This is a genomic window from Microbacterium hominis NBRC 15708 (assembly GCF_001592125.1).
Classification (GTDB): Bacteria; Actinomycetota; Actinomycetes; order Actinomycetales; family Microbacteriaceae; genus Microbacterium; species Microbacterium hominis.
In genome coordinates this window covers 38979-65028 of sequence record NZ_BCWI01000011.1, presented here as the reverse complement: position 1 = coordinate 65028, position 26050 = coordinate 38979, and the positions used below count along the sequence as shown (strand labels likewise).

Below are 26050 nucleotides of genomic sequence, written 5' to 3'. Positions count from 1 at the left end.
CCTAGCGGAGCGGGCGCCGCGTCCCTCGGAAGCGGCGCCGCGACCTCTAGGCTGGGGACGTGGTGACCTGGCCCTGGCAGCGGGAGCGCACCGTGGCGCGCACGCTCCGCGTGCGTTCGCGCGGCGACTTCGGAGACGTCCGACGCGTGGACTTCGAGGAGCTCGCGCCCGACGTCGACACGTTCCTCGGGCAGGCCGCCTACCTGCAGCTCGGGTACTTCGAGACCCTCAGCGAACTGATCGCCCCCACGCCGGAGCTCACCCAGAAGGAGTCGATCTCCGTGGCGGCCGGTGCGGCGCTGCAGAAGCACCGCGCCCTCCTGACGATCATCCGCGACCGCGGCGACGACCCGCTCGATCTCATGCTGCCCTTCCGCGAGCCCCTCGACGCCTTCCGCCGGGCGACCCACGGCGCCCGGCATCTGCAGACGATGCTGTCGGTGCACATCACCGCGGGGATGCTGGACGACTTCTACCTCGCACTGTCGTCGAGCTACGGCTCGACGGGACGCCGCGTCGCCGACGTGCTGCGTGCCGACGACGACCGGCAGGCGCTGGCGGGCATCCTCGCGGATGCGATCGCCGCCGACGAGCAGTGGAAGTCGCTGCTCGCCCTCTGGGGGCGACGACTCGTCGGCGACACGCTGCTCATCGCGCGCGGCGCGCTGCGGCCGCAGACCCTCGACGCTGCGGAGGAACGCAAGGTCGAGCCGGTGTTCACCGACCTGCTCGGCGCGCATTCTCGTCGTATGGCCGCGATGGGCCTCGACGCGTAGCGGCCCGGAGCCGGGCTCAGGAGATCTTGAGGCGCAGACGTTCGCGTGCGTCGTGCGTGGCACGCCGACGCGTCAGCACCGCCAGCACGGCCGGGACGACGATGACGGGGACGGCGAGCGAGACGATCCACAGCCAGGGGCTCAGCGTCGTCAGACCCGCCCAGGTCATGACCATCCAGACGAAGCCACCCAACAGCGCGCCCAGCACCGGCGCCAGCGCCGCACCCCGCGAGGTGCGCCCGGGCATCAGGTAATGGAGCACGCCGCCGTAGGCGCCGCCGAAGATGAAGGCGAGGAGGATGTCCACGGTGCGGGGACTCGCGATCAGGCGACGAAGCCGACGCGGCGGGACTCCTCGGTCCCGACCTCGATGAAGGTGATGCCCGCGGTGGGGACGATGTAGGTGTTGCCCTTGACGTCCGTGAAGGTGACGAACGACTCGTCCGACGCGAGCGCCTTCTGGACGGTGGTCGTCACGGCCTCCGCCGACAGGGCCGACTCGAAGCTGAGCTCTCGGGGGGTGTTCGCGATGCCGATGCGGATCTCCACGGTGACTGTGCCTCACTTCTCGTCGTGACCCGGCCGCCGAGGGCGATGCGGGGCGGGCCGGTGCGCCGGCCGCATGTCGACTCTACGACACCGCCGCGGGGCGCGGATCGCCGTTCGGGCCCCGCGGCGCTCGCTGTGCGCGAACGGCTGTGTCGGCGCTTCCGGCTACCGTGAAGAGCATGGATGGTGTGACGTGGGATGCCGCGCAGCGCGCCGTCATCGACCTTCCTCCCGCGGCGTCCGGTGTGGTCGTCGGCGCGCCCGGGTCGGGCAAGACGTCCACGGCGATCGCGCGCGTGGCCGCGCTGCTGCGCGGGCGTGATGAGGTCACCGGGCAGGGCGCCGGCGACGGTGGGGAGCCTGTCCTGGTGCCCGAGGAGATCGTCGTGCTGACGCCGTCGCGCACCTCGGCGACGGCTCTGCGCGACCGGCTCGCTCTCGCCGTCGGCATCCCGACCCGCGGCGCGCTCGCCCGCTCGGTGGTCGCCTTCGCCTACCAGATCGTGCGCGCGCACGCCGTCCACTCCGGCGCCGAGACCCCGCAGCTCCTCACCGGGCCCGACGAGGATCAGCTGATCGCCGACCTCCTCGACGGCGACGCCGCCGACGAACGCGAGGGCCTGATCCGCTGGCCCGCCTCGCTGCCCGCACCGGTGCGCGCGACCCGCGCGTTCCGCGCCGAAGTCCGCGCGCTGCTGGCCGAGTGCGCGCAGCTCGGGGTGTCGCCGGCCCGACTCGCCGACCTGGGCGCGCGCGACGATGTCGCGGAGTGGCGGGCCGCGGCATCCTTCGCGCAGGAGTACCTCGATGCCCGCGACGGCATGCGTCATGCGCATCGCGATGCCGCCGGCCTCGTCCGGGAGGCCCTCGGACTGGTCCGCACCCTGCCCGCGGGCTCGCCGGGCGTGGCGGCGGTGGAACGGCTTCGCGTCATCGTCGTCGACGATGCGCAGGAGCTCACCCTGGGCGGGGTCGAGCTGCTCGAGGCTTGCCGGGCGCGGGGGATCGCGGTCCTGGCGTTCGGCGATCCCGATGTCGGGTCGGGCACGTTCCGCGGGGCCAGCCCCGAGAACTTCGCGCGCCTCGCCGCGCGCTCGCCCCTCCACGTCCTCACCGAGGTCCACCGCGGCACCGCCGGGCAGCGCCGACTCGTCGCGGGCATCACCGGGCGCATCGGCGCCGCGGGCGTCGTGGCGCACCGGCGCCCGCCCGCCGCGGCCCCCGTGGAGGGTGACGACGACAGCGTCCGTGCCCTGACGGCGCGGTCGACCGCGGAGGAGCACGACGTCATCGCCCGCCTGCTCCGTGAGCGGCATGTGCACGACGGCGTGCCCTGGGCGCAGTGCGCCGTGATCGCGCACGACAGCCGGCAGGTCGCGACCCTGGAGGCGGAGCTGGCCGCCCGTGAGGTGCCCACGCGCACCAACGGCCAGCGTCCGCTCGCGCAGGCGCGCGCAGTCGCGGACCTGCTGCGCGTCGTCCTGCTGGCCGACGTCGATCCGAGCGGATGGAGCCTCGACGACGCGATCGATGCGCTGCGGGCCGGCGGCATGGATCCCATCGAGATCCGGCGGCTGCGCACGGCGCTGCGCCACAGCGCTCTGGCGGCCCGATCGGGCGACGATGATCCGAGCGACGCGCCCGAGCCGACCAGCGGCGAGCTCCTGGTGTCGGCGCTCGCCCATCCGGTCGCGTTCGCCCTCCTCGACACGCGGGAGGGCCGCCGCGCCGAGCGGATCGCGACGACGCTGGCGGCCGTGCGCGCGCAGTGGGAGCTCGTGCGCACGGGGGGCGCCGACAGTCCGACGGCGCACGAACTGCTCTGGTCGGGGTGGGACGGCCTCGGCGTCGAGCGGACGTGGGCGGCCGCTGCGTCCGGCTCCGGACCCCTCGCGGCCCAGGCCGGGCGCGAGCTCGACGCCGTCGTCGCGCTCTTCCAGGCCGCCAAGCGCCACGGCGAGCGCGCCGACGGCACCTCGCCGGCCGCCTTCCTGCGCGGTGTGCTCGACTCCGACGTCGCGGAGGACCGTCTCGGCGACGGCGCCGTCGTGGATGCCGTCAGCATCCTGACGCCGGCCGGCTCCCTCGGGGCGGAGTTCGACACCGTCGTCGTCGCGGGGGTGCAGGACGGGATCTGGCCCAATCTGCGTGCGCGCGGGGGACTCCTGCAGACCTGGCGTCTCGCGGGCGCGACGCTCAGCGATCGTGGCGAGGTCGGCGTCGGCGCGCTCGATCGGCGCCGAACCGTCCTCCACGACGAGCTCCGTCTGTTCGCCCGGGCCTGCTCGCGCGCCCGGCGACGGCTGGTCGTCACGGCCGTCGACGACGACGACACCGGCCCCAGCGCGCTGTTCGAGCTCCTGCCGCCGCGGCAGACGGCGGCATGGTCGGCCGAACACCCGCTGACGCTGCGCGGGCTCGTCGCGCAGCACCGCCGCACGCTCACGGAGGGCGCCGCCGGGGGGCACGGCATCCGCGGCGATCGGTCGTCGTCGCGGGAGTACGCGGCCTCCCAACTCGCCGCCCTCGCCGCGGCGGGGGTTCCCGGAGCGGCACCGGAGCAGTGGTACGGGATCGCCCCCTCGACGTCGTCGGCGCCCCTTCGCGATCTGACACAGGAGGACGTGCGGGTCTCGCCGTCGCGGCTGCAGACGCTCGAGGAGTGCCAGCTCAACTGGCTGCTGTCGGATCTCGGTGCCGACACCGGCGGCGCAGTGGCCGGTCTGGGCACGCTCGTGCATGCCGCGATGGAGCACGCCGAGGGCAGCGACGAGGAGGCCCTGTGGGCGGTCGTCGACGCGCGCTGGGGCGAGCTGGAGTTCGAGTCGGCGTGGCGCGATCGCGCCGAGCGGGCGAGGGCGCGCGAGCTCGTGCGGCGATTGGCGGTCTACCTGCGACGCTTCGATGCGGCCGGCGGCACCCTCATCGGCGCCGAGCCGCATTTCGAGGTGGCCGTCGCCCTCGACCCGCCGGGTCCGCACGGCGCCGTCGTCAGCGGCTACATCGACCGCGTCGAGCGCACGGCGGCCGACGAGGTCGTGATCGTGGACCTCAAGACCGGCAAGCGCGAGCCGCAGACCGACGCGAAGGTCGTGGACAACCCGCAGCTCGCCGCCTATCAGCTCGCGCTGGACGCCGGCGCCATTCCCGAGGCGCGGGGCCTCGTCTCGGGTGGCGCCAAGCTGCTCGTGCTCCGGCCCACCGCCGCGACGAAGGACTACGTCGAACCGCGCCAGCCTCCCATGGACGACCAGGCCCGCGACGCCTTCCTCGGTCGCGTGCGCGCCGCCGTCGAGATCATGAGCGGCACGGCGTTCTCCGCGCCCTACGAGGAGCACTGCCGCGACGACTACTCGTACGGCCTGTGTCGCATCCACACGGTCGGCGCGGTGAGCGCCTCGTGACATCGGTCAGCCCCGCCGCCCTCGCCGCCGCCCTCGGTCAGTTCCCGCCCACACCCGAGCAGGCGCGCGTGATCGCCGCGCCCCTGGCGCCGGCTCTCGTCGTCGCGGGAGCGGGCAGCGGCAAGACCGAGACGATGGCGGGACGCGTCGTCTGGCTGGTCGCCAACGGCCTCGTCTCCCGCGACGCGGTCCTGGGTCTCACCTTCACCCGCAAGGCCGCCGGCGAGCTGGCCGAGCGCATCCACCGCCGGCTGCATCGGCTCGCCGAGTTCGAGCGGCGGGGACTGGTCCCGCACCTCGACGCCCTGCACGCCGCGGGACGCCTGGATGCGCTCGGCGAGCTGGAACGCTCCGGAGCGCCCGAGGGGAGGCGCCACGATCTGCTGGCGGAGCTCGCCGCGGCATCCGGCGCGGTCCCCGTCCCGGCGGACGAGGGGGCGGACAGTCTGCTCGATCGGCCCACCGTCGCCACCTACAACAGCTTCGCCGACGCGATCGTCCGCGAGCACGCCGTGCGGCTCGGGCGCGACGCCGAAGCCGCCGTGCTCAGCGAGTCGGCGGCGTGGCTACTGATGCGCCGCGTCGTCCTCGACGCCGACGACGTGCGCCTGGAGGGCCGCGAGGAGGCTCTGCGATCGATCGTCGACGGCGCGCTGCGCATCGCCCGCGATGCGGCGGACAATCGGGTCGATCTCGACGAGCTCGCCCTCTTCCCCGCCCGGTTCGCGGACGTCCTGCAGCGTCCGTCCACGTCCGCGCGGGTCACGGTCTACGCCGATGTGGCGAAGGCCGCCACGGCGGTGAGTGGGCTGGAGGTGCTCGTCGACCTGGCCCGCGAATACGGGCGGCGCAAACGCCGGCTGGGTGTCATCGACTTCTCGGATCAGGTGGCGGGCGCGTGCGACATCGTCGACGCGCATCCGGTCGTGGGGGCCGAACTGCGCGAGCGCTACCGCGTCATCCTGCTCGACGAGTACCAGGACACGTCGGTGGTGCAGACGCAGCTGCTGGCGGCGGTCTTCCGGGATGCCGCCGTGATGGCCGTCGGCGACCCGCATCAGTCGATCTACGGCTGGCGCGGTGCGAGCGCCGGCAACCTGGGCGGGTTCGCGAGCGCCTTCAGCACCGACGACGATGCCGGCATGTACTCGCTGATGACCAGCTGGCGCAACAGCGTCGACGTGCTGACCGCCGCCGGCGCCGTGCTGGCCCCTCTCGCCGAGCGCGTTCCGGTGCCGGTCGCGCCGCTGCGGCCACGCCCCGGCGCCGAGCGGGGCCATGTCGAGGTGCATCTCGACGGCGACATCGACGCCGAAGCCGACCGGGTCGCGGAGTGGTTCACACGGGTGCGCCGCGAACGCGAGGGCGAGGGGCGCCCCACGACGGGGGCGGTGCTGCTCCGCAGCAAGATGCACATGGTCCACTTCGCCGACGCGCTCGGGCGCCGCGGCATCCCGCATCGGATCCTGGGACTCGGGGGACTGCTGTCGACTCCGGAGGTCGTGGACGTCGTGTCCGCGCTCCGTGTGATCAGCGACCCGCGCGCCGGATCGGCGCTCATCCGTCTGCTCGCCGGTCCGCGGTGGAGGATCGGCGTCGCCGACCTGCGGGCGCTGGCGGAGCTGTCGCGCCGCATCGCGCGACACGACGCGGCGCTGCAGCCGCTGGCCCCCGAGGTCGTCGAGCGGATGCGCGCATCCGCCGGCGACGAGCAGGGCTCACTCGTCGACGCGGTGGACTTCTTCCTGCGCCACGGACCCGATCACGGGTGGCTCGCCGACATCACCCCTCCGGCCCGTGAGCGGCTGCGCGACGCGGCGGCCGTCTTCGCCGGGCTGCGGCGGCAGGCCGCCCTGCCGATTCCCGAACTGGTGCGCATGATCGAGCTGGAACTGCGCCTGGACATCGAACTCGCCGCGAACGAGGCCCGCGGTCCCGCGCGGGTGGCGAGCGATCAGCTGCGCGCGTTCGTCGACGAGCTGCACGGCTTCCTCGCGACGGACGAGCGCGGGTCGCTGCCGAGCCTTCTGGCGTGGCTCGACCACGCCGAGCGGCTCGACGAGTTCGCGCCGCGCACGGAGCCCCCGGAGGACGACGTGGTGCAGCTGCTCACGATCCACGGGTCGAAGGGACTCGAATGGGATGCCGTGGCCGTCGTCCGCCTGGTGGAGGACGAGCTGCCCACGCGGCCGAAGGACACGCGCGGCTGGCTCGGCTTCGGCGTGCTGCCCTACGAGTTCCGCGGTGACGCCGAGTGGCTCCCCGAGCTGCGCTGGCGGGCGGATCAGGCGCCGACCCAGCAGGACCTCGCCGCCGCGCTCGCCTCGTTCGTCGACGCCGGTCGTGCCCGCCAGCTCGAGGAGGAACGCCGACTCGCGTATGTGGCGGTCACCCGCGCCCGCGATCATCTGCTGTTGACGGGGTCGAGCTGGTCGGGAACCCGGTCGGCGCGCAAGCCCAGCCCGTTCCTCCGGGAGATCGCCGATGCCCTGGGCGCGGCGCTGGAGGTGCCGGAGGATGCGGGGGAGAACCCGTTCGAGGGCAGGCGCAGGATGCTGCAGTGGCCGCTCGACCCGCTGGGGGCGCGCCGCGAGGTCGTCGAGGCGGCGGCCGCCGCGGTGCGGGCCGCATCCGCGGCCGATCCGCCCGCCGTACCGTCGCGGGAGCTCGCCCTGCTGCTCGCGGAGCGCGACGCGCGCGAGCATCCCGTGCGCCCTCCCGCCCCGGTGCGCATCCCGGCGTCGCGCTTCAAGGACTACCTCGGCGATGCCCCCGCCCTCGCGCGCCCGCTGCCCGAGCGGCCCTACCGTCAGTCCCGGCTGGGGACCAGGTTCCATGCCTGGGTGGAGCAGCGCTCGGGGCTGGTCGGCGACGGCACGTCGCCGGACGACGTGCTCTGGCACGACGACGACGAACTCGCCCACGGCGACGCCGTCGGCATGACATCGGAGAGCGACGCCGACCTGCGACGCCTGCAGGAGGCCTTCCTCGCCTCCGAGTGGGCTCGGCTGCAGCCGCTGGAGGTCGAGACCGAGATCGACGTCACGATGGCGGACGCGCTGGGCGACGGCAGCCCGCACGTCGTGATCTGCAAGCTCGACGCCGTGTACCGCCGCGGGGACCGCATCGAGATCGTCGACTGGAAGACGGGGCGCGCACCGCGCACCGCCGCCGAGCGCGAGGAGCGTATGGTCCAGCTCCGCCTGTACCGCGCCGCCTATCACGCGCGGCACGGCGTCCCGTTGGAGTCGATCGACGTCGTGCTCTTCTACGTCGCGGACGGACTCATCCTGCGCGACTGAACGCCGGCGGGACGGCCGCCGGGCAGGACGGGCTCAGGCGGTCCCGGTCCAGCGGCGAAGCGCGTTGCGCGCCGCCGTGTCGCGGTCGATGTCGTCGGCGCTGGCCGGCGCACCGTCTTCGGCGGGGGCGAGGTCGTCCTCGCGCGCTGCGGGCGCGGTCACGGGGACATCGGCGGTGTGAACCGGCACGCGGCCGGTGGCCGCCGGCGCGGCGGACCACTCCGACAGCTCGATCGGGATGGTCTCCAGATGACTCGTCTCCGCCGAGCCGGCCTCGTTCTCGTCGGCGAGGAAGGCGGCGAGGGTGTCGGGGTCGAAGCTGTCGGTCTGCATGGACGTGTCGGCGGCGTCGCCGGCACCCGCCGGAACCCGCTGCGTCGCGGCGAGGGCCTCGTCGAGGGTGACGTCGTCGCGCGCGCGCACCGGCTCGTCGCGGACGCTGGCATCCAGCGACTCGAGCAGGGCCACGGCGTCGCCGACGACGGTGCGGTCGCCACTCTCGTGACCGTGGACGAGCCACTTCGCGAACTCGAGCTCGGCGTGCAGACGGGCGCGCTCGGAGAGCAGCGAGTCCGGCGCCCGATGCGAGCGGCGCGCGTACTCGTCGAGGACGTCGGCCTGGGCCGCCGGCGCCGAGGCCGTCCAGCGGAGGTCGATCGCCGGATCGCCGACGCCCAGCCCGCCCCACGACAGCAACCCGGTCACGACCGGTGCGCCGTCGGCGTCGTCCTCGAAGACGAAGGATGCCGGGTCGACCCCGCCCAGCACGACCGTCGTCTCGAACCGCCAGAGCGGGTCGGAGCCGAGCGCCGTGCTCCAGCGCCGCAGCAGCCCGAAGGGCAGCAGTCCGGTCGCCTCGGCGCGGTCCAGCAGTCGTTCGGCCTCGTCCCGCACCTGCCCGGACGTGAGCATCGGCAGGCCCGCGTCGCGGATCACCGTGACGGGCAGGTCGTGCACGGCCGCGATGGCCGCCGCGAGCGCGGTCGCGATGCCGCGTCCCGACGGCACGTGTGCGGCATCCACGCGGTAGCCGGGAAGGAGGGACTGCACGAGCGCGGCACGGCCGTCGACGCTCGTCTGCCCGAGCACGTCGGGGGCGCCGAACGGGAGCACTCCGCGCACGCCCGCCGTCAGAGAGGTCAGGGCGCGCGCCTCGGCCAGCAGGTCGTTCTGGGCCTCGTCGTTGACGGGAACGCGCACCACGACGCGCCGATCGTCGTCGAGGGTGGCGATGGCGCTGTCGTACCGGCCGGAGACGCCCTCGGTCAGCGGCGCCACACCGACCACCGCGACGCGAGGCAGAGCCGACGTGACCGACGCGGCTAGAGTGAGTGGTGAGCGTGCCATGCCCCCAGGGTAGGTGTGCCGCGCCCCGTCCCCGTGTGCGCCACGCCCGTCGAGGAAGGTCCCGGATGTCGCCATCGGCCGAGCCGCCTGTTTCCGTGCGTCTGCCCGCGCTCGCGCGCGGCGGCATCGATCGCTGTGCCGAGGAGCGCAGCGATCCCGACCTGCTGGAGCGATTGCGCGCCGACCCGTCCTCCCGCGTCGTCGCCGTCCACGGCGACCGCGCTCCGGTGGATGCCGCCGGAGCCCTGCAGCTCGTGCCGGTCGACGCGATCCGTGTAGACGTGCAGTGGGCCTTCCTCGGTCGGGGAGCAGCCGGCACCGCCGTGCTGCTCGCCGCTGCGGGGGCCGACGAGGCCGACCCGGTGCGGGAGGACCGTGCGGCGGACGCCGCCGCACGGCTCGTGTGGGCGTCGCTCCGCGCGATCGGCGGCGAGCTCTCCGCCGTTGACGCCGGATTGCTCGTCGAGGCGGTCGCCCTGGCCCGCTGGCTCGTCGACGCCCCGTTCTGCTCCCACTGCGGAGCGCGCACCGTGCAGCGTGCCGCCGGGTGGGCGCGCCACTGCCCGGTGTGCGGACGCGAGCACTTCCCCCGCACGGACCCCGCGGTGATCGTCGGGGTCGTCGCTCCCGACGGCGAGAGCCTGCTGCTGGGTCGCAACGCCCTGTGGGGCGATCGCAACCTGTACTCCACCTTCGCCGGGTTCGTCGAGGCGGGCGAGTCGCTCGAGTCGGCGATCGTGCGCGAGGTGCACGAGGAGGCCGGTGTCGCGGTCGAGGCGTTGCACTACCGCGGCTCGCAGGCCTGGCCGTATCCGCGGTCGCTCATGCTCGGCTTCCACGCCGCGGCCGTCGATCCGGCGGCCGCCCGGCCGGACGGCGAGGAGATCGTCGATGTGCGCTGGTTCGACCGCGACGAGATCCGTGCCGCGCTCCGCGGCGAGGGCGACGTGCTGCTGCCCGGGACGGCCTCCATCGCGCATCGGCTGATCGCCGACTGGGCGGGAGAGACCGCGTGAGCGCACGCGCGCTGATGGGCCTCGACGATCAGCAGCGCGAGGCGGCGGCGCTGCTGCGCGGCCCGGTGTGCGTGCTGGCGGGCGCGGGCACGGGCAAGACCCGCGTCATCACCCACCGCATCGCGCACGGCGTCGACACCGGCGCCTACTCGCCGTCGCGGGTCATGGCCGTGACCTTCACGGCGAAGGCGGCGGGGGAGATGCGGGGGCGCCTGCGCGCGCTCGGTGTCGAAGGCGTCGCCGCACGGACCTTCCACGCGACGGCCCTCGCGCAGCTGAACTTCTTCTGGCCGCAGCTGGCCCGCGACACCGCCCCGTCGATCATCGACAACAAGGTGCGTGTGCTGGGGCAGGCCGCCGACAGCCTCGGTCTGCGGCTGGATGGCACGACCCTGCGCGACGTGGCCAGTCGCATCGAATGGCGCAAGGTCGCGATGCACACGATCGATCAGGATGCCGCCGCGCACCCCGAGGGACTCGGTCCCGCGCTCGACGCGCACGCCCTCGCCGAGCTGCAGCATCGGTACGAGAAGGTCAAGGACGAGCGCCGGCAGTTGGACTTCGAAGACGTCCTGCTCGCGTGCGCGGGCATGCTCGAGTCGGAGCCGCGCGTCGCGGCCGCGGTGCACGAGCAGTACCGCCACCTGACGGTGGACGAGTTCCAGGACGTCTCGCCGGTGCAGTACCGGCTGCTGGAGCTCTGGCTCGGAGACCGGCGCGATCTGTGCGTCGTCGGCGACGCGAGCCAGACGATCTACTCCTTCGCCGGCGCCGACCCGCGCTACCTCCTCGACTTCGCCGACCGCTTCGAGGACGCCACCGTGGTGCGGCTGGAGCACAACTACCGCTCCGACCCCGCCATCCTCGCGGTCGCCAACGCGCTCATGCGCGGTCGGCCGGGGGCGCTCGCGCTGCGTTCGGAGCGGACGGCCGGGGTGACGCCGACCGTCACCGGCTACGACGACGACGCGGCGGAGGCCGAGGGCGTGGCCGCCGCGATCGCGGCGCAGCGCGACGCGGGCATCGAGCCCCAGGACATCGCGGTGCTGTACCGCGCCAACGCCCAGTCGGCTCCACTGCTGGCCGCTCTCGCGGCGCGCGGCATCCCCGCGACCGTCCTCGGCGGCAAGCGCTTCTTCGACCTCCCCGAGGTGCGCCAGGCGGTGCTCGCGCTGCGGGGCGCCTCCGTGGCCCCCGTCGAGTCCGGGTTCGTCGCGGCGGTGCGCGATGTGCTGCGCTCGCTCGGCCTCACCGAAGAGCCGCCGCCGGCGGGCGGGGCGCTCCGCGACGCGTGGGAAGCGCGCGCGGCGGTGATGCGGCTGGCGGAGCAGGCGCCGGAGGGCATGACGCTGCGCGCCTTCACCGACGAGCTGATGGCGCGCGGGCGCGATCAGCACGAACCGACGCTGCGCACGGTCACCCTCGCCACGCTCCACGCGGCGAAGGGACTGGAGTGGGATCACGTCCACCTCGTCGGGCTGGCCGAGGGCCTGCTGCCGATCTCCTACGCGACCGGGTTCGAGGAGATCGACGAGGAGAGACGCCTCGCCTACGTCGGCATCACGCGGGCCGCGCGGTCGCTCTCCCTGAGCTGGTCCCAGCGCTCGGGGGCGCGGCAGCGGCAGCGGTCGCGATTCCTTCAGGAGATCGGCACAGGCAGCGTTCGTGCGGCCGATGGACGCGCCACGAGCGGCGCGCGCGGGCGGCGCTGAGCCCCACGGACAGCGTCGGCCGCACCTCGCCGTCCGGCTCGGCCGGGAGCGCCGCGGCCTCGCGCAGGAGGCGCCCGGCGAGCAGCGCCGCCTCGACGAGGAGCGCGGGGTCGGTGCGCACCGGCTCGCGGCCGAGCAGCTGCGCGGCCAGGAGCGGCCACTGCGGATCCTCGTCCGCGCGGTGCGCGTGCAGGCAGGAGGTGCACGCCGTCCGGCCGGGCACCACGACGGGGCCGACGTTCACGCGATCGCCGGCGAGCTCGATCGGCACGTGGGTGACGTCTCCGCGCATCAGGCGGGAGGCCCGCCGCGGATCGAGCAGCCGGTGCGCGACGACGATGAGCGGGATGCCGGGCCGCGGCACACCGCAGTCCCACCGTGAGACGCCGTCGTGCGCGAGTGCCGCGGCATCCCACCCCGCCGTGAGCGACACGAGTTCGGCGTGGGCGAGCGTGGCGGGGACCTCGACCTGCACGGCCAGCGCGGGAGGATCCTCGCGGGTCAGCACCGTCGAGAGCCGGGCCGTGAACTCCTGCGCTTGTGCGGCGGTCGCCCCGAAGCTGCGGGCGAGCGGCACCAGCATCGCGTCGGGGATCCCGTCGGTCAGCGCGTCGAGGAGCCGCTCCTGCCAGTCGCTGACGCCGTCGATGCGAACGCCCGGCTCCGTTCCGAGCTGAAGGCTCGAGGGTGTCCGCCACAGCGGCGGATGGGACGCGGCCAGTCGGAGCATGCCCCCGATTGTGATGGGCTCGCGGGGGCCGCGGGGCGACTGTCCACAGCCCGACCGCGCGCGAGGGCGGCCGGGCCGTGGGGGAGGAGGCGGCGTGCGCTCAGACGGGGCGGGGGTCTTCCGGCCCGTCGGTCGCGCGGTCGGCGTCGGGATCGTTCGTGCCCGCCGCGGACGTGCCGGAGTCTTTCTCGTCCGCCGCCTGCGCCAGCAGTTCGTCGAGCGCCTCGTCGAAGGCGTCGCGTTCGGGCGCTTCGCCGCGAGCGCGCGCCTGCAGACGGGCCACGAGCGCCTGCGGGTCGTCGATGTCCTCGGCGGTCGGCATGAGATCGGGGTAGTCCCAGAGACCGTCGCGGGCCTCGATGCCCACGGCATCCGTCACGGCCCGCCACATCGCCGCCGCCTCGCGCAGGCGCCGCGGCCGCAGCTCCAGCCCGACGAGCGACGCCATGGCCTGCTCCGCGGGTCCGCCCACGGCCCGGCGGCGGCGGACCGCCTCGGCGATCTTGACGGCGGCGGGAAGCCGGGAGGTGGCATCCGCGGTCACCACGTCCACCCAGCCCTCGATGGTCGCCAGGAGGTTCTCGAGCCGACCGAGTGCCGCGTCCTGCGCGGGCGTGCGCTGCGGGAGGAGGGCGCCCGACTCGATCGCCGAACGCAGCTCCTCGGGCGAGGAGGGGTCGAACCGCGACGCGAGGTCCTCGAGGGCGCTCGTGTCGACGTGGATGCCGCGGGCGAACTCGGTCACCTGCGAGATGACGTGCAGGCGCAGCCATCGGGCGTGGCGGAACAGTCGCGCGTGGGCGAGCTCGCGGGTGCCCAGGTACAGGGCGAGCTGATCGTCGGTGACGTCGAGGTCGCGCGCGAAGTCGGCGAAGTTCTGCGGCAGGATGGCCGCCACGCCGTCGGGCATGACCGGGATGCCGACGTCGCCCCCGCTCAGCACCTCCTGCGAGAGCCGTCCGATGACCCCGCCCAGCTGCGCGGCGAACAGGGAGCCGCCGACCCTGCGCATGAAGGTGCCCGCCCCTGCGATCAGCTGCTTCATCTCCTCGGGGGTCTGCTCGTCGATCGCCGCGGTCAGTGCGCCCGCGATCGAGTCGGCCACGGGCTCGGCCAGCTCCTGCCAGACCGGCAGCGACTCCTCCACCCACTGGCCGCGCGTGATCGCCTGCGGTGCGCCGGCGAGGTCGGAGATCGTGGTCGCCTCGCTCAGCCACAGGGTCGCGAGGGAGAACGCCTGGTCGAAGTCCTGCTTCTGCCCGGTGCTGATGCCGAGGCCGTCCTTGTTGGCCAGGTGCAGCGCCTGGGTCTTCGCGGAGCTCCAGTCGATGCCGTCGTCGCTGCCGTTCGCGAAGGCGTGCTGGAGCTGGGCCATCATCTGCTGGAGCATCGCCGGATCGACGCCCATCCGCGAGAGCCCCTCCAGTTGAGCGGGATCGAGCCCCGCCCCACCGCCGAGAAGATTGCGGAGCATCTCCTGGAAATCGTCGTCGTCGGGTCGGTCCGGAGTGTCGTCGTGAGCCATATCAGGCGCCTTTCAGCAGGCGGATCTCGTCGCGTTCTACGCTAATGGCTGGACTTCCCCGCACGGCCGTCTCGGCCCGCCACGGAGGACGTCGCGTGTACGCCGATCGCGAACGATCGGCCGGGAAGGTCTGCTGTGGCACTGTTCGACGAGGGCACGACGATCGTGCCCGCGCGCCGCCGCCCGCTGTCGCGTTCGACGCGGGTGGGGGTGTGGGCCCTGGCCGTCGCCCTGGTGGCGCTGCTGGTGCTCACCCTCATCCCGACGTCGTTCGTGATCCAGCGTCCGGGCCCCGTGTTCAACACGCTGGGCACGACGACCGACTCTTCGGGAGCCGAGGTCCCGCTGATCACGGTCTCCGGCGCGTCGACCTACCCCACCTCGGGCTCCCTCGACCTGCTGACCGTGCAGGTCGTGGGCAACCGTGAGCGGACCCCGTCGTGGTTCGAGCTGGCCCTGGCATGGTTCGACCCGGCCAAAGCCGTCCTCCCGGTGGACGAGGTGTTCCCGCAGGGGCAGACGACCGAGCAGCGCAACGAGCAGAGCGCGGTGATGATGGTCGACTCGCAGAAGGAGGCGACCGCGGCGGCGCTGACCCGGCTGGGCTACGACGTCAAGCCGATGGTGCGCGTCTACGCGCTGACCGACGACTCCGCCGCGCAGGGCATCCTGCAGAAGGACGACATCATCCGTGCGGCGAACGGTCAGCCCATCACCGAGACCGACCAGCTGCGCAGCATCATCAACGCCGGCGGCGGTGCCCCGGTCGAGCTGACCATCGATCGGGCCGGCGCCAGCGAGAACGTCGAGGTGACGCCGAAGCAGGCGACCGTCGACGGCGCGACCACGTGGCTCGTCGGCATCTCGACGATGCACGACTACGACTTCCCCATCGACGTGACCATCCAGCTCAACAACGTGGGCGGCCCGAGCGCGGGCATGATGTTCGCCCTCGGCATCATCGACACGCTCACCGACGGCAACCTCAACGGCGGCCAGCAGGTCGCCGGCACCGGGACGATCGACGCCTCGGGCACGGTGGGCGCCATCGGCGGCATCCGGCAGAAGATGTACGGCGCCGTCGGCGCGGGTGCCACCTCCTTCCTCGCACCGCAGTCCAACTGCGACGAGGTCGTCGGCCACATCCCCTCCGGCCTGCGCGTGTTCTCGGTCGCCACCCTCGACGACGCCCTCTCCGTGCTCTCGACGATCCGCGACGGCGGCGACCTGGACGCGCTCCCCACCTGCCGCTGACCTCACGGCATCCTGGAAGGTTCCTCGGCGTCCCTCCAGAATGCGCCCACCTAGGATGGTGGGGTGACCACGACCTCAGCGCCGAACCAGGCCACGCCGAATCCCTTCCGCCGCGCCATCGCCATCACGCTCGCCGTGATCGCCGTCATCGTGGTGGGCTTCTTCGTCTTCGCGAGCCTCTACGCCGACTGGCTGTGGTTCGATCAGCTCGGGTTCTCGAGCGTGCTGTGGACGCAGTGGTCGGCTCGCGTGATCATGTTCGTCATCGGATTTCTCGCGATGGCGGTGCCGGTGTTCGCCGCGATCCAGCTGGCGTACCGCCTGCGGCCCGTCTACGCCCGGCTCACCTCGCAGCTGGACCACTACCAGGAGGTCGTCGAGCCGCTGCGTCGTCTCGCGATGTGGGGCATCCCCGTCTTCTTCGGCTTCTTCGCCGGGTTCGCGGCGTCGGCGCAGTGGGAGACCGTGTGGCTGTGGTTCAACCGGGTCGACACGGGGGAGCTCGACCCCCAGTTCCAGCTGGACACCGGCTTCTACCTCTTCTCGCTGCCGTTCTTCAGCTCCGCCCTCGGCTTCGCCTCGGCGGTGCTGCTGGTCTCGCTCATCGTCACGGCCCTGGTCGCCTACCTGTACGGCTCCGTGCGCGTCGGACAGCGTGAGCTGCGCATCTCGAAGGCCGCCCGCATCCAGCTCGCGGTGATCGCGGGACTGTACCTCCTCGTGCAGGGCGTGAGCATCTGGCTCGACCGCTACAAGACGCTCACGCAGCAGAGCGATCGCATCACGGGCGCCAGCTACGTCGACGACCACGCCATCATCCCGGGCCTGACGATCATCGCCATCGCCGCCGTCATCGTCGCCGTGCTGTTCTTCGTGACCGCCATCGTGGGCCGCTGGCGCTTCCCGCTCATCGGCACGGGCCTTCTGATCGTCTCGGCGCTGGTCGTCGGCGTCGCCTACCCGTGGGTCGTGACCAACATCCAGGTGCGCCCCAACCAGGAGACCCTGGAGAGCCCGTACTACCAGCGCAACATCGATGCGACCAAGAAGGCGTACGGCATCGACGGGCTGACCAAGAGCGATTTCCAGGCCGTCACGAACGCCGAGACCGGGCAGCTGCGCTCGGATGCCGAGACCACGGCATCCATCCGCATCATGGACCCCGCGATCATCTCGCCGACCGTCCGCCAGCTCGAGCAGTACCGGTCGTACTACCAGTTCACCGACCCGCTGGACGTCGACCGCTACCAGATCGACGGCAAGAGCCAGGACACCGTCGTCTCGCTGCGCGAGCTCAACATCGGCCAGCTCGGCCAGGCGGCGTCGTGGTACAACTCGACGCTCGTCTACACGCACGGCTACGGCATGGTCGCCGCGAAGGGCAACGAGCGCACCGCCGACGGCAACCCGGTCTTCGTGGAGCGCGGCATCCCCACCACGGGCGCCCTCACGACGGGGGAGCAGTACGAGCCGCGTGTCTACTTCGGCGAGAACTCGCCCGCCTACTCGATCGTCGGAGCGCCCGAGGGTACGCCCGACATCGAGCTCGACTACCCCCGGGGAACGGGCGACGCCGCGCAGACCAAGACGACCTTCTCCGGTGACGGCGGCCCGAACATCGGCAACCCGTTCAACCGGCTGATCTACTCGCTGAAGTTCCAGTCGACCGACATCCTCTTCTCGGACGGCATCAACGCGGACTCGCAGATCCTGTACGACCGCAACCCGATCGACCGCGTCAACAAGGTCGCCCCCTACCTCGAGCTCGACAACGACCCGTACCCGTCGGTGGTGGACGGGCGGATCGTGTGGATCGTGGACGGCTACACGCTGAGCGCGAACTACCCGTACTCGTCGATCGTGAGCCTGCGCGACGCCATCAGCGACACGACGAACACGACGCCGCGCGTCGCGCTCGACGACGTCAACTACATCCGCAACTCGGTGAAGGCGACCGTCGACGCGTACGACGGCAAGGTGACGCTGTACGCGTGGGACGACACCGACCCGCTGCTGCAGGCGTGGCAGAAGGTCTACCCGTCGACGCTCAAGCCCCTCACGGAGATGAGCGGCGACCTGATGAGCCACGTGCGCTACCCGACCGACCTGTTCAAGGTGCAGCGCGCCATGCTCGGCACCTACCACGTCGACGACGCCGGATCGTTCTACCAGCGCGACAACGCCTGGAAGACCCCGAACGACCCGGTCTCCAAGCAGGAGGTGCTGCAGCCGCCGTACTACCTCACGATGAAGATGCCGGGTCAGCAGTCCCCGACCTACTCGATGTTCACGACGTTCATCCCCGGCGGTGACGACACGCGGAACGTCCTCATGGGCTACCTGTCCGTCGACTCGGACGCCGGGGCCACGGCGGGGGTCAAGGATCCGAACTACGGCAAGCTCCGGATGCTGGAGATCAACGCGGAGACCCCGGTCCCCGGACCCGGCCAGGTGCAGAACACGTTCAACTCCGAGCCCGATGTGTCGTCGTTCTCGAACCTGCTGAACCAGAACCAGTCCCAGGTGCTCAACGGCAACCTGCTCACCCTGCCCGTCGGCGGTGGTCTGCTGTACGTGCAGCCGGTCTTCGTGCAGTCGTCGGGATCGACCAAGCTCCCCACGCTCCAGAAGATCCTCGTCGCGTTCGGCAACCAGGTGGCCTTCGAGAACACGCTGCAGGACGCGCTCGACAAGCTGTTCGGCGGAGACTCCGGCGCCAGCACGGGTGACGGCGGCGTGACGCCCTCTCCGTCTCCGTCACCGTCGGAGAGCGGTGGCACGGATGCCGGCACCGGCTCGGGCACGGGCGGCGGAACCGGCACGAGCGTGGAGTTCCAGGCCGCGCTGAAGGATGCGCAGCAGGCGATGATGGACCGCCAGGCGGCCCTGACGCAGGGCGACTGGACCAAGTACGGCGAGGCCGACGCGCGTCTGACCGCCGCGCTGCAGAAGCTCCTCCAGCTCGAGGGCCAGGGCTGAGCGGATCGCAGTCCCGCTGACGGCGGCATCCCCGGAGTCGGGGGTGCCGCCGTCTCGTCTGCCGGGGTCCGCCGTCTGGTGCGCGGCTGCGCGCGGCGCTCAGCGGATGAGGGCGAACCAGATCAGCAGCAGCGTGACGGCGAAGCCGGTGAACTGGTTGAGCCAGAGGAAGCGGTCCCAGCCGTGCGTCGCGGTCGCGGCATCCGCGTCGGAGACGTGGCGGTACGGCCAGACGGTGACCAGGTAGGGCAGGGCCAGGAGTGCGGCGAGGGGTCCGGGCCAGGCGGCGCCCAGCATGACCGCCCCCGCCAGCGCGTAGCCGGTGAGGGCGAGACGCACGGTGGCGCGCGCGCCGAAAGCCGTCGCGATCGAACCGATGCCGGCCTCGCGGTCGGCGACCACGTCCTGCACGGCACCGAACGCGTGCGAGGCGACGCCCCACAGTGCGAACGCGAGGATCACGGCGCCGAGGTGCCGGGTCCACGTCGCGCCGGCCAGGACGAGGCCGTACACGGCGGGGGAGAAGAAGTGGATGCTGCTGGTCACCGAATCGGCGACGGGCCGCTCCTTCAGCCGCAGCGGCGGGGCGGAGTAGAAGACGACGAAGAAGAGGCTCGCGGCGAGCACCAGCGTCGATGCGATCGAGCCGACGATCACGAGATAGGCGACGAACGGCATGCACGACAGCCCCGCCGCCCACAGGGTGATCCGGTGGAAGCGACGGTCGAGCACGGCGCCGTGCGCCCCGCCCTTGCGGGGGTTGCGGAGGTCGGACTCGTAGTCGAAGACGTCGTTGATCCCGTACATCGCCAGGTTGTACGGGATGAGGAAGAAGATCGTGCCCACCACGAGCGTCGCATCGATCCGTCCCGTCGTGAGCAGCAGGGCGGCCGCGAACGGGTAGGCGGTGTTGATCCAGCTGACCGGACGTGACGCGACGAGCAGTTGGCGCAGCGTCGCCCCGGCGCTCATCGGGACGCTCCCGCGTCTTGCGGCCGCGGAGAGCGCGGTCGGCGGAGCAGCTCCGCGACGGCGGGCACGGCGAACGCGGCGACGAGGGGATACGACAGGTCCTCGATGGGGGCGAGGCCGATGCGGATGCCGCTGATGAGCTCCTCCGGATACGTGAACAGGCCCGCGGCGATCATCAGATTGTCGAACACCGCCGTGAGCAGCAGCAGGACGATCGCCGCGATCGCGCTCGCACGCAGACGCGCCCGGAATGCGGGACGCCGCGCGGTGGCGAGCACGGCCGCCGCGGCGACGACGGCGAACGGGAGCACGATGAGCGGGTAGGTCACGACGACCTCCGGGGATCGCGCGCGCCGGGGGGACGCCGTGTCTCCGGCGCGCCGCTGTGCGAACGGTCGGCGAACCGGCGGGCAGCGGCGTGGACGGTGAGCGCCAGGTAGCAGAGGAAGGCGAGGAACAGGGGCTCCTCGATCGGCAGGTGCGGGGCGAGGTCGACGCCCAGGAGGTAGGGGCTGTCTCCCTTGACGAAGACGCCGGTCGCGATGCCCACGGCATCCCACACCAGGAAGAACGCCGTCCCGACGACGATCGCGCCCGCATTGCGGGCACGGAGGCGGTCGCCGCCGTCGCCGCGGCGGGGCCAGAGCGCCAGGCGCAGGCGGGCGTCGAGCGCCATCACCCCGCCGATCGACACCAGGAGCACGAGCAGGTACGCGCCGGGCATGTCAGCGGTCGTCCTCAGGGGCGCGGCGTCGCGCGCCGACTCCCGAGGGCTCGGGCAGGCGCGCGGCACCGCGATCGCCGCGCAGCCGCTTGACGACGAGCTCGGCCGAGATGAGGCACATCGGCAGCCCGATGCCCGGGAGCACCGACGTGCCGGCGTAGAACAGGCCGCGCACCTTGCGCGAGGCGTTGCGCGGACGGAAGACCGCGCTCTGGCGGAGGGTGTGCGCGAGCCCCAGGGCGCCTCCGCGCCAGGCGCCCAGGTCGGCCTCGAAGTCGGCGGGCGCGATGGTGCGTCGCACCCGGATGCGCGCGGCGAGGTCGGGGATGCCGGTCCACGCCGCGATCTGGGCGATCACCCGGTCGGCCGCCTGCTCGATCGCCGGCGCGCCGGCCCCGTCCACGCCGCCACGGCCGAGCGAGGGGTCGGCAGGCATGGGGACGAGTACGAAGAGGTTCTCGGCGCCCGGCGGCGCGACGGTCGGATCCGTCGCGGAGGGGCGGCAGATGTACAGGGAGGCGGGGTCGGGGATGCGGGGGTCGGCGCCGAACACGTCGCCGAAGTTCTTCTCCCAGTCGCGGGCGAACAACAGCGTGTGGTGCGCGAGCTGCGGCAGCTCCCCGTCGACACCGAGCAGGAGCAGCAGCGCCCCGGGCCCCGGGTTGCGCCGGCGCCACCACCGTGGCGGGTAGGACTGGAGCGACGGCGGGAGCATGGTCGTCTCGGTCTCGTGGAGATCGGCGGAGGAGACGACGATGTCGGCCTCTCGCACGGTGCCGTCGGAGAGGCGGATGCCGATCGCACGGGCATCCTGGGTGAGGATCTCGGCGACGGGCGAGGAGGTGTGCAGCACCGCGCCCTGTGCACGGGCGACCCGCGCGACCGCGGCGATGACCTCGGTGAAGCCGCCCTGCGGATACAGCACCCCGTCGTCGAGATCGAGGTGGCTCATCAGGTGGTACAGGCTGGGCGCGTCGAACGGCGACGAGCCGAGGAACACGGCCGGGTAGCCGAGGATCTGACGCAGCACCGGATCGCGGAAACGACGGGCGACATGGTCGTCGAGCGACCGTGTCAGCAGCGGCGCCAGTCGTGGCAGTTGACCGGCGACGGCAGGATCGCGCAGTCCCTTCGTGGAGGCGTACGTGTCGTAGAGGAATCGCGACACGGCGAGGTCGTAGGCGTCGGCGGCCGAGTCGAGGTACGCGTCGAGGCGGGCTCCCGCGCCGGGTTCCCGGCTCTCGAAGAGCTCCCGCGCCGCCTCGCGCCCCGAGACGACGTCGACGGCGGCGCTGGCGGCACCGGCATCCGGCTCGGGGTACACCCGGTAGGCCGGCGTCAGCGGCACCAGGTCGAGCTCGGCGGCGGCGCTCGTGCCGCACAGGCGGAAGAAATGGTCGAAGACCTCCGGCATGAGGTACCAGCTGGGGCCGGTGTCGAAGCGGAAGCCGTCGCGCTCCCAGGAGCCGGCCCGCCCGCCCAGCGCGTCCCCGGCCTCGTGCAGCTCCACCTGCCACCCGTCGCGGGCGAGGAGGGCGGCGGTCGCGAGGCCGGAGATCCCGCCACCGATGACGAGGGCCGTGCGGGTCATGGAGTGCTCCGTTTCGGGGGGCGGCCGGCGAGCGCCCGGGCCGCGATGGTGGCCTTGACCGGTGTGGGGACGGACACACGGGCCGTGTCGTCGTCCTCGCGCAAGCGGTGCGCGAGCTCGGCGAACAGGCCGTGGGCGGTCGTCACGGCCCGCCGGCAGTCGGCGGGCAGGTCGGCGATCGCGGCGGCCGCGGCATCCAGGTCGGCGTCGATGCGGTCGAGGACGGCCGTGCGATCGCGGCGTCCGTCCTGCAGTCCGAGATAGTCCCGTCCCAGTCGGTTCTCGTCGTCGGTGCGGTCGCGGAGGAAGTTGACGTCCTGGAAGGCGGCGCCCAGGCGCCGGGCGCCGTCGACGAGGCCGGGGTCGGGAGCGAGCGGTGTCGCCCGCCCGGCGTTGACGAACACCTGCAGGCACATCAGGCCGACGACCTCGGCCGAGCCGTAGACGTACTCGTCGTGCGAGGCGTCGTCGTGCCGCGTGCGCGTGAGATCCGTCCGCATCGAGGCGAAGAACGGTCGCACCAGGTCGTGTCCGATGCCGCACTCCCGGGCGGCGAGGGCGAACGCGTGGACGATCAGGTTGGTGCTGAACCCCCGGGCGACGGCCGCGAGCGTCTCGGCCTCCAGCTCGTCGAGCAGGAGCCGGTGGGTCGACGCGGGAAGGCCGGTCTGCTCGGCGGCGCCGTCGACCACCTCGTCGGCGACGCGCACGAGCGCGTAGATGCTGCGCACGTGTGCGCGCACGCGGGGGCCGAGCAGGCGGCAGGCGAGTGCGAACGACGTGGAGTACGCGCCGATGACCGTGGCCGCCGCCTCCTGCGCGCAGCGGTCGTACAGGGAGCCGCCGGCCGCGGGGGCGCCGCTCACGGGATGCGCCCTTCGATCGCGTTCGCGACCTCCGCCAGCAGCGTCACCGCGGCCGGGGGCAGCGCCGGGGAGGCCGATCGGCTCCGCGCTCGGCGCAGCCGGTCGTCGATGAGGGCGACCAGGTGGTCGCGTGCCCCGCTGGCCTCGAGCTCGCGCTGGGCGCGCCGCACGGCGATCGGCCCGGTGTGCGCGACGGCCAGCGCGGAGCTGACCCGGGGCCAGGCCGCCGTGTCGCGGGCGAGGGCGATGAGGGGCGTGCGCTTCGCCTCGCGGAGGTCGGCGCCCGGATCGCGCCCGGCCTGGCTGCGGGACCCGAACGTGCCGATGAGGTCGTCGACGAGCTGGAACGCGAGACCCAGGTCGGCTGCGGCCAGCGACAGCCGGGAGCGGGCCTCGGCCGGTGCTCCCGCCATGATGGCTCCGGCGAGCAGCGGCGCCTCGAAGGAGTAGGCGGCGGTCTTGTCGTGCGCCGCCCCGAGAAGGGCATCGGTGTCGGGGTAGTCGGCGCGCGCGGCGTGCTCGACATCGGCGAGCTCGCCGGAGGCCGAGACGAGGATCGCGTCGTCGATGATCTCCAGCAGGGCGTGCCGTGTGGTCTCGTCGACGTCGCAGCAGGCGACGAGGCGGGCGGCCTCGAACAGCAGCAGGTCGCCGGCGAGCACGGCGGCGGCATCGCCCACGATGGCGGCCTGCTCGGGCCCGGCACCGAACGCCTGGGCTCGGGTCCGGAAGCGTCCGGCGACGTTGGGGATGCCGCGGCGCTCGAGATCGCGATCGATGAGGTCGTCGTGCACGACGAATGCCGTGTGCAGCAGCTCGAGCGCGGCCGCGACGTCCCACAGTGCCGTGGTGTCGTCGTCGCGACCTCCGCCGAAGGCGCGATAGGAGGCGACGACGAGAGCCGGGCGCAGCCGCTTGCCGTCGGCGGCGGCCGCGGCGGTCGCGGCGGTGAGGGCCTTCGCGCCGTCTCCGAGCGGAGCGGCGCGGCGTTGCAGCCGGCTCAGGGCGCGCTCGATCGCGGCGTCGACGCTGATGCGCGCGTCATCGTCGAGCAACGCGATCACGACGCGCTCCGCACCGTCGCGGGCTCGAAGACGCCGAGCTGCTCGGCCTGCAGGACGAGCCAGGGGCTGAACGCCCAGGGGGTGGCGCGCAACGACACGGCGAGATCGGCCGGATCGACCCAGCGCGCTTCGGCCACCTCGCGCGGGTTGAGCCGCGGCTCGTCGTCGACGAGTGCCGTGTACACCGGGCAGATCTCGTGCTCGACGATGCCGCTCGCGTCGACCGCGCGGTAGCGGAACAGGGGGAGGGCGAGCCGCACGTCGCGCAGGGTCAGACCCAGCTCGTGCTCGGCGCGGCGGTGCACGGCATCCATCACCGGCTCCGCGGGACGCGGGTGCCCGCAGAAGGAGTTGCTCCACACTCCGGGCCAGGTGAGCTTGTCGAGGGCGCGGCGGGTCACGAGCGTCTCGCCGCGGGAGTTGTAGACGTGGCAGGAGAAGGCGAGGTGCAGAGCCGTGTCGGTGCCGTGCACGCTGGCCTTCGGCGCCGTGCCGATCTCGTCCCCGTTGTCGTCGAGCAGGACCACGTATTCTGTCGGGGACACGATCTTCTCCTTATTGCTAGTTTAGCTAGCGATTTTAAGGGATACTACCTTTCGAGTGAGGGGGGTGTCCAGCGTGACAGACCGGTGGATCCCGACGACGCAGCGCGACGAACTCGTCCGCGACGCGTTGGTCGCCGTGCGCTCCTTCAGCGATTCTATGGATCGGCTGCACGGCGTGCTGCGTTCCGACATGGACATGAACGGGTCCGATCTCGCGGCGCTGCGCATGCTCATCGTGCGCGAGCAGCGCGGCGAATGGGTCTCGCCCCACGAGATCGCGAAGCACCTCGCGATCTCCACGGCATCCACGACGAAGCTGCTCGACCGGCTGAGCGAGCGGGGACACATCGAGCGGCGTCCCCACCCCGCCGATCGACGGGCGCGCATCGTCGTGCTCACCGAGCGCGCGCGCAGCGAGTTCTCCCGCCACCTCGGGCAGCGCATGGCGAAGATGCGCGACGTCATGGACGGCTACAGCGACGAGGAGCTCCGTGCGATCGCGCGTTTCCTCGAGGACATGGACGACGCGCTCGTCGAGTGAACGGCCGCGGGTCGGCGCACACGAAGAAGGCGCCCCCGGATCGGGGACGCCTTCTTCGTGACCGCGTGACACACGCGATATTGGTTGCGGGGACAGGATTTGAACCTGCGACCTCTGGGTTATGAGCCCAGCGAGCTACCGAGCTGCTCCACCCCGCGGCACAAGGAATAGCCTAACACGGGTTCGGAGTGCCGGTGTACACGGGGCGCTCCTCGCCACGCGAACCGGGCATTGCCGAAGGTCGCCGCCGCGGGGGAGGATGGGGTCGTGACCGCACCCTCCCGTTCGTGCCCCGCTGCGTGCCCGGCGGCGCCGGAGGGGAGTCGGGTATGAGAGCGGATGCCGTGGGCGTCGCGGTGGCGCAGTTCGCGCCCACCGCCGACAAGGCCGACAACCTGCGCGTGATCGACGAGCTCGCCGCCGCCGCCTCCGCGCGGGGCGCGGCGGTCGTGGCGTTCCCGGAGTACGCGAGCTACTTCGTCGATCCGTTCGATGCCTCGCTCGCCGAGAACGCGGAGTCGCTCGACGGGCCCTTCGTGACCGATCTCACGGCGATCGCCGCCCGACACGACCTCGTCGTCACGGCCGGCCTGGTCGAACGGGGCGAGGCCGGGCGTGTGCGCAACGCGGTCGTGGCCGTCGATGCCGGCGGCATCCTCGCCGTCTCCCACAAGCTGCACCTGTACGACGCGTTCGGCCAGCGGGAGTCTGACTGGGTCGAACCGGGGGCCATCGGCGCTCCGGAGACCTTCGAGGTGGGCGGGCTGACCGTGGCGCTGATGACCTGCTACGACCTGCGCTTCCCCGAAGTGGCGCGTGTGCTCGCCGATGCGGGCGCCCACGTGGTGCTCGTGGCGGCCGAGTGGGTGCGCGGGCCCCTCAAGGAGCACCACTGGCGGACGCTCCTGCACGCGCGGGCGATCGAGAACACGCTGTACGTCGCGGGTGCCGACCACCCGCCGCCGCTGGGGGTGGGTGCATCGGTGGTCGTGGATCCGCAGGGCGTGGAGATCGCGGGCGTCGGAACCGCGAGCGACGTGGCGGTCGGCTTCGCCGACGTCGGCACGATCGAGCGCATCCGGCGGGTCAATCCCGCGCTCGCGCTGCGGCGCTTCGACGTCGCACCGCGCTGACACGACGCTGACACGGCGCC

The 26050-nt window shown here is 72.7% G+C and carries 20 protein-coding genes and 1 tRNA gene; 9 read left to right on the top strand and 12 right to left on the bottom strand.

Features of this window, described 5'->3' with window-relative positions:
- Positions 1-59 precede the first annotated feature (59 nt).
- Entirely contained in the window at positions 60-776 is a 717-nt protein-coding gene (locus tag MHO01S_RS09985) for a ferritin-like fold-containing protein (RefSeq protein ID WP_060960171.1), read from the top strand.
- Positions 777-792: 16 nt separating this feature from the next.
- Here MHO01S_RS09985 and MHO01S_RS09980 read toward each other — a convergent pair whose 3' ends face one another.
- Positions 793-1083, bottom strand: a complete 291-nt coding sequence (locus tag MHO01S_RS09980; RefSeq protein ID WP_060960172.1) for a hypothetical protein — start codon at positions 1081-1083, stop codon at positions 793-795.
- Positions 1084-1100: 17 nt separating this feature from the next.
- On the bottom strand, positions 1101-1325 hold the full coding sequence (locus tag MHO01S_RS09975; RefSeq protein WP_060960173.1) for a DUF3107 domain-containing protein: 225 nt from the start codon (positions 1323-1325) through the stop codon (positions 1101-1103).
- Between the two features lie 179 nt (positions 1326-1504).
- On the opposite strand from MHO01S_RS09975, the gene MHO01S_RS09970 reads away from it, so the two are divergent.
- Together MHO01S_RS09970 and MHO01S_RS09965 are read left to right on the top strand one after the other, a co-directional pair.
- Positions 1505-4729: an ATP-dependent helicase gene (locus tag MHO01S_RS09970; protein WP_061782241.1), complete on the top strand. Its 3225-nt coding sequence runs from the start codon at positions 1505-1507 to the stop codon at positions 4727-4729.
- Entirely contained in the window at positions 4726-8031 is a 3306-nt protein-coding gene (locus tag MHO01S_RS09965; RefSeq protein ID WP_061782254.1) for an ATP-dependent helicase, read from the top strand. Before MHO01S_RS09970 ends, MHO01S_RS09965 begins: the two co-directional genes overlap by 4 nt.
- A 33-nt stretch (positions 8032-8064) precedes the next feature.
- On the opposite strand, the gene MHO01S_RS09960 is transcribed toward MHO01S_RS09965, so the two are convergent.
- Entirely contained in the window at positions 8065-9378 is a 1314-nt protein-coding gene (locus MHO01S_RS09960; RefSeq protein WP_061782240.1) for a phosphotransferase, read from the bottom strand.
- Positions 9379-9443: 65 nt separating this feature from the next.
- Between MHO01S_RS09960 and nudC the strand changes: the two genes are divergently transcribed.
- Both nudC and MHO01S_RS09950 read left to right on the top strand, forming a co-directional pair.
- Positions 9444-10394, top strand: coding sequence for an NAD(+) diphosphatase (gene nudC / locus MHO01S_RS09955; RefSeq protein ID WP_061782239.1), 951 nt, complete (start codon positions 9444-9446; stop codon positions 10392-10394).
- Positions 10391-12106, top strand: a complete 1716-nt coding sequence (locus tag MHO01S_RS09950; RefSeq protein ID WP_061782238.1) for an ATP-dependent helicase — start codon at positions 10391-10393, stop codon at positions 12104-12106. The genes nudC and MHO01S_RS09950 overlap by 4 nt, the downstream gene beginning before the upstream one ends.
- Before the next feature lie 830 nt (positions 12107-12936).
- Here the strand turns inward: MHO01S_RS09950 and MHO01S_RS09945 are convergent.
- On the bottom strand, positions 12937-14361 hold the full coding sequence (locus tag MHO01S_RS09945) for a zinc-dependent metalloprotease (RefSeq protein ID WP_061782237.1): 1425 nt from the start codon (positions 14359-14361) through the stop codon (positions 12937-12939).
- A gap of 135 nt (positions 14362-14496) precedes the next feature.
- Between MHO01S_RS09945 and MHO01S_RS09940 the strand changes: the two genes are divergently transcribed.
- Positions 14497-15615 (top strand): YlbL family protein, encoded by a 1119-nt coding sequence (locus MHO01S_RS09940; RefSeq protein ID WP_060960180.1) that lies wholly within the window; start codon positions 14497-14499, stop codon positions 15613-15615.
- Positions 15616-15678: 63 nt separating this feature from the next.
- On the top strand, positions 15679-18594 hold the full coding sequence (locus MHO01S_RS09935; RefSeq protein ID WP_060960181.1) for a UPF0182 family membrane protein: 2916 nt from the start codon (positions 15679-15681) through the stop codon (positions 18592-18594).
- A gap of 99 nt (positions 18595-18693) precedes the next feature.
- On the opposite strand, the gene MHO01S_RS09930 is transcribed toward MHO01S_RS09935, so the two are convergent.
- From MHO01S_RS09930 to idi, 7 genes are read right to left on the bottom strand one after another with little or no spacing between them, the layout of a single operon-like run.
- The gene (locus MHO01S_RS09930) at positions 18694-19566 is read right to left on the bottom strand and encodes a prenyltransferase (RefSeq protein ID WP_061782236.1); all 873 of its coding nucleotides are present in this window, start codon (positions 19564-19566) and stop codon (positions 18694-18696) included.
- On the bottom strand, positions 19563-19895 hold the full coding sequence (locus MHO01S_RS09925; RefSeq protein WP_061782235.1) for a lycopene cyclase domain-containing protein: 333 nt from the start codon (positions 19893-19895) through the stop codon (positions 19563-19565). Before MHO01S_RS09925 ends, MHO01S_RS09930 begins: the two co-directional genes overlap by 4 nt.
- The gene (locus MHO01S_RS09920) at positions 19892-20290 is read right to left on the bottom strand and encodes a lycopene cyclase domain-containing protein (RefSeq protein ID WP_061782234.1); all 399 of its coding nucleotides are present in this window, start codon (positions 20288-20290) and stop codon (positions 19892-19894) included. The genes MHO01S_RS09925 and MHO01S_RS09920 overlap by 4 nt, the downstream gene beginning before the upstream one ends.
- 1 nt (position 20291) lies before the next feature.
- Positions 20292-21881: a phytoene desaturase family protein gene (gene crtI / locus MHO01S_RS09915; RefSeq protein ID WP_060960185.1), complete on the bottom strand. Its 1590-nt coding sequence runs from the start codon at positions 21879-21881 to the stop codon at positions 20292-20294.
- Positions 21878-22747, bottom strand: a complete 870-nt coding sequence (locus MHO01S_RS09910) for a phytoene/squalene synthase family protein (RefSeq protein ID WP_061782233.1) — start codon at positions 22745-22747, stop codon at positions 21878-21880. Before MHO01S_RS09910 ends, crtI begins: the two co-directional genes overlap by 4 nt.
- Positions 22744-23811 carry a polyprenyl synthetase family protein gene (locus MHO01S_RS09905; RefSeq protein WP_061782232.1) on the bottom strand — a complete coding sequence of 356 codons (1068 nt, stop codon included), beginning with the start codon at positions 23809-23811 and terminating at the stop codon, positions 22744-22746. The genes MHO01S_RS09910 and MHO01S_RS09905 overlap by 4 nt, the downstream gene beginning before the upstream one ends.
- The gene (idi, locus tag MHO01S_RS09900; protein WP_060960188.1) at positions 23808-24356 is read right to left on the bottom strand and encodes an isopentenyl-diphosphate Delta-isomerase; all 549 of its coding nucleotides are present in this window, start codon (positions 24354-24356) and stop codon (positions 23808-23810) included. Before idi ends, MHO01S_RS09905 begins: the two co-directional genes overlap by 4 nt.
- Positions 24357-24420: 64 nt before the next feature.
- Here idi and MHO01S_RS09895 point away from each other — a divergent pair, with 64 nt between their 5' ends.
- A complete protein-coding gene (locus tag MHO01S_RS09895) occupies positions 24421-24897 on the top strand; it encodes a MarR family winged helix-turn-helix transcriptional regulator (RefSeq protein WP_223848911.1) in 477 nt (158 codons plus the stop codon).
- Between the two features lie 81 nt (positions 24898-24978).
- On the opposite strand, the gene MHO01S_RS09890 is transcribed toward MHO01S_RS09895, so the two are convergent.
- A tRNA-Met gene (locus tag MHO01S_RS09890) sits at positions 24979-25055 on the bottom strand.
- A 171-nt stretch (positions 25056-25226) separates the two neighbouring features.
- Between MHO01S_RS09890 and MHO01S_RS09885 the strand changes: the two genes are divergently transcribed.
- On the top strand, positions 25227-26030 hold the full coding sequence (locus MHO01S_RS09885) for a carbon-nitrogen hydrolase family protein (RefSeq protein ID WP_060960189.1): 804 nt from the start codon (positions 25227-25229) through the stop codon (positions 26028-26030).
- Positions 26031-26050 lie beyond the last annotated feature (20 nt).

What these genes read in the sequence shown, in the direction of transcription:
- MHO01S_RS09970 (WP_061782241.1), top strand. Translation starts at nt 1,505, where the DNA reads ATGGATGGTGTGACGTGGGATGCCGCGCAGCGCGCCGTCATCGACCTT.
- MHO01S_RS09960 (WP_061782240.1), bottom strand. Translation starts at nt 9,378, where the DNA reads ATGGCACGCTCACCACTCACTCTAGCCGCGTCGGTCACGTCGGCTCTG.
- nudC (WP_061782239.1), top strand. Translation starts at nt 9,444, where the DNA reads ATGTCGCCATCGGCCGAGCCGCCTGTTTCCGTGCGTCTGCCCGCGCTC.
- MHO01S_RS09945 (WP_061782237.1), bottom strand. Translation starts at nt 14,361, where the DNA reads ATGGCTCACGACGACACTCCGGACCGACCCGACGACGACGATTTCCAG.
- MHO01S_RS09930 (WP_061782236.1), bottom strand. Translation starts at nt 19,566, where the DNA reads ATGAGCGCCGGGGCGACGCTGCGCCAACTGCTCGTCGCGTCACGTCCG.
- MHO01S_RS09920 (WP_061782234.1), bottom strand. Translation starts at nt 20,290, where the DNA reads ATGCCCGGCGCGTACCTGCTCGTGCTCCTGGTGTCGATCGGCGGGGTG.
- crtI (WP_060960185.1), bottom strand. Translation starts at nt 21,881, where the DNA reads ATGACCCGCACGGCCCTCGTCATCGGTGGCGGGATCTCCGGCCTCGCG.
- MHO01S_RS09885 (WP_060960189.1), top strand. Translation starts at nt 25,227, where the DNA reads ATGAGAGCGGATGCCGTGGGCGTCGCGGTGGCGCAGTTCGCGCCCACC.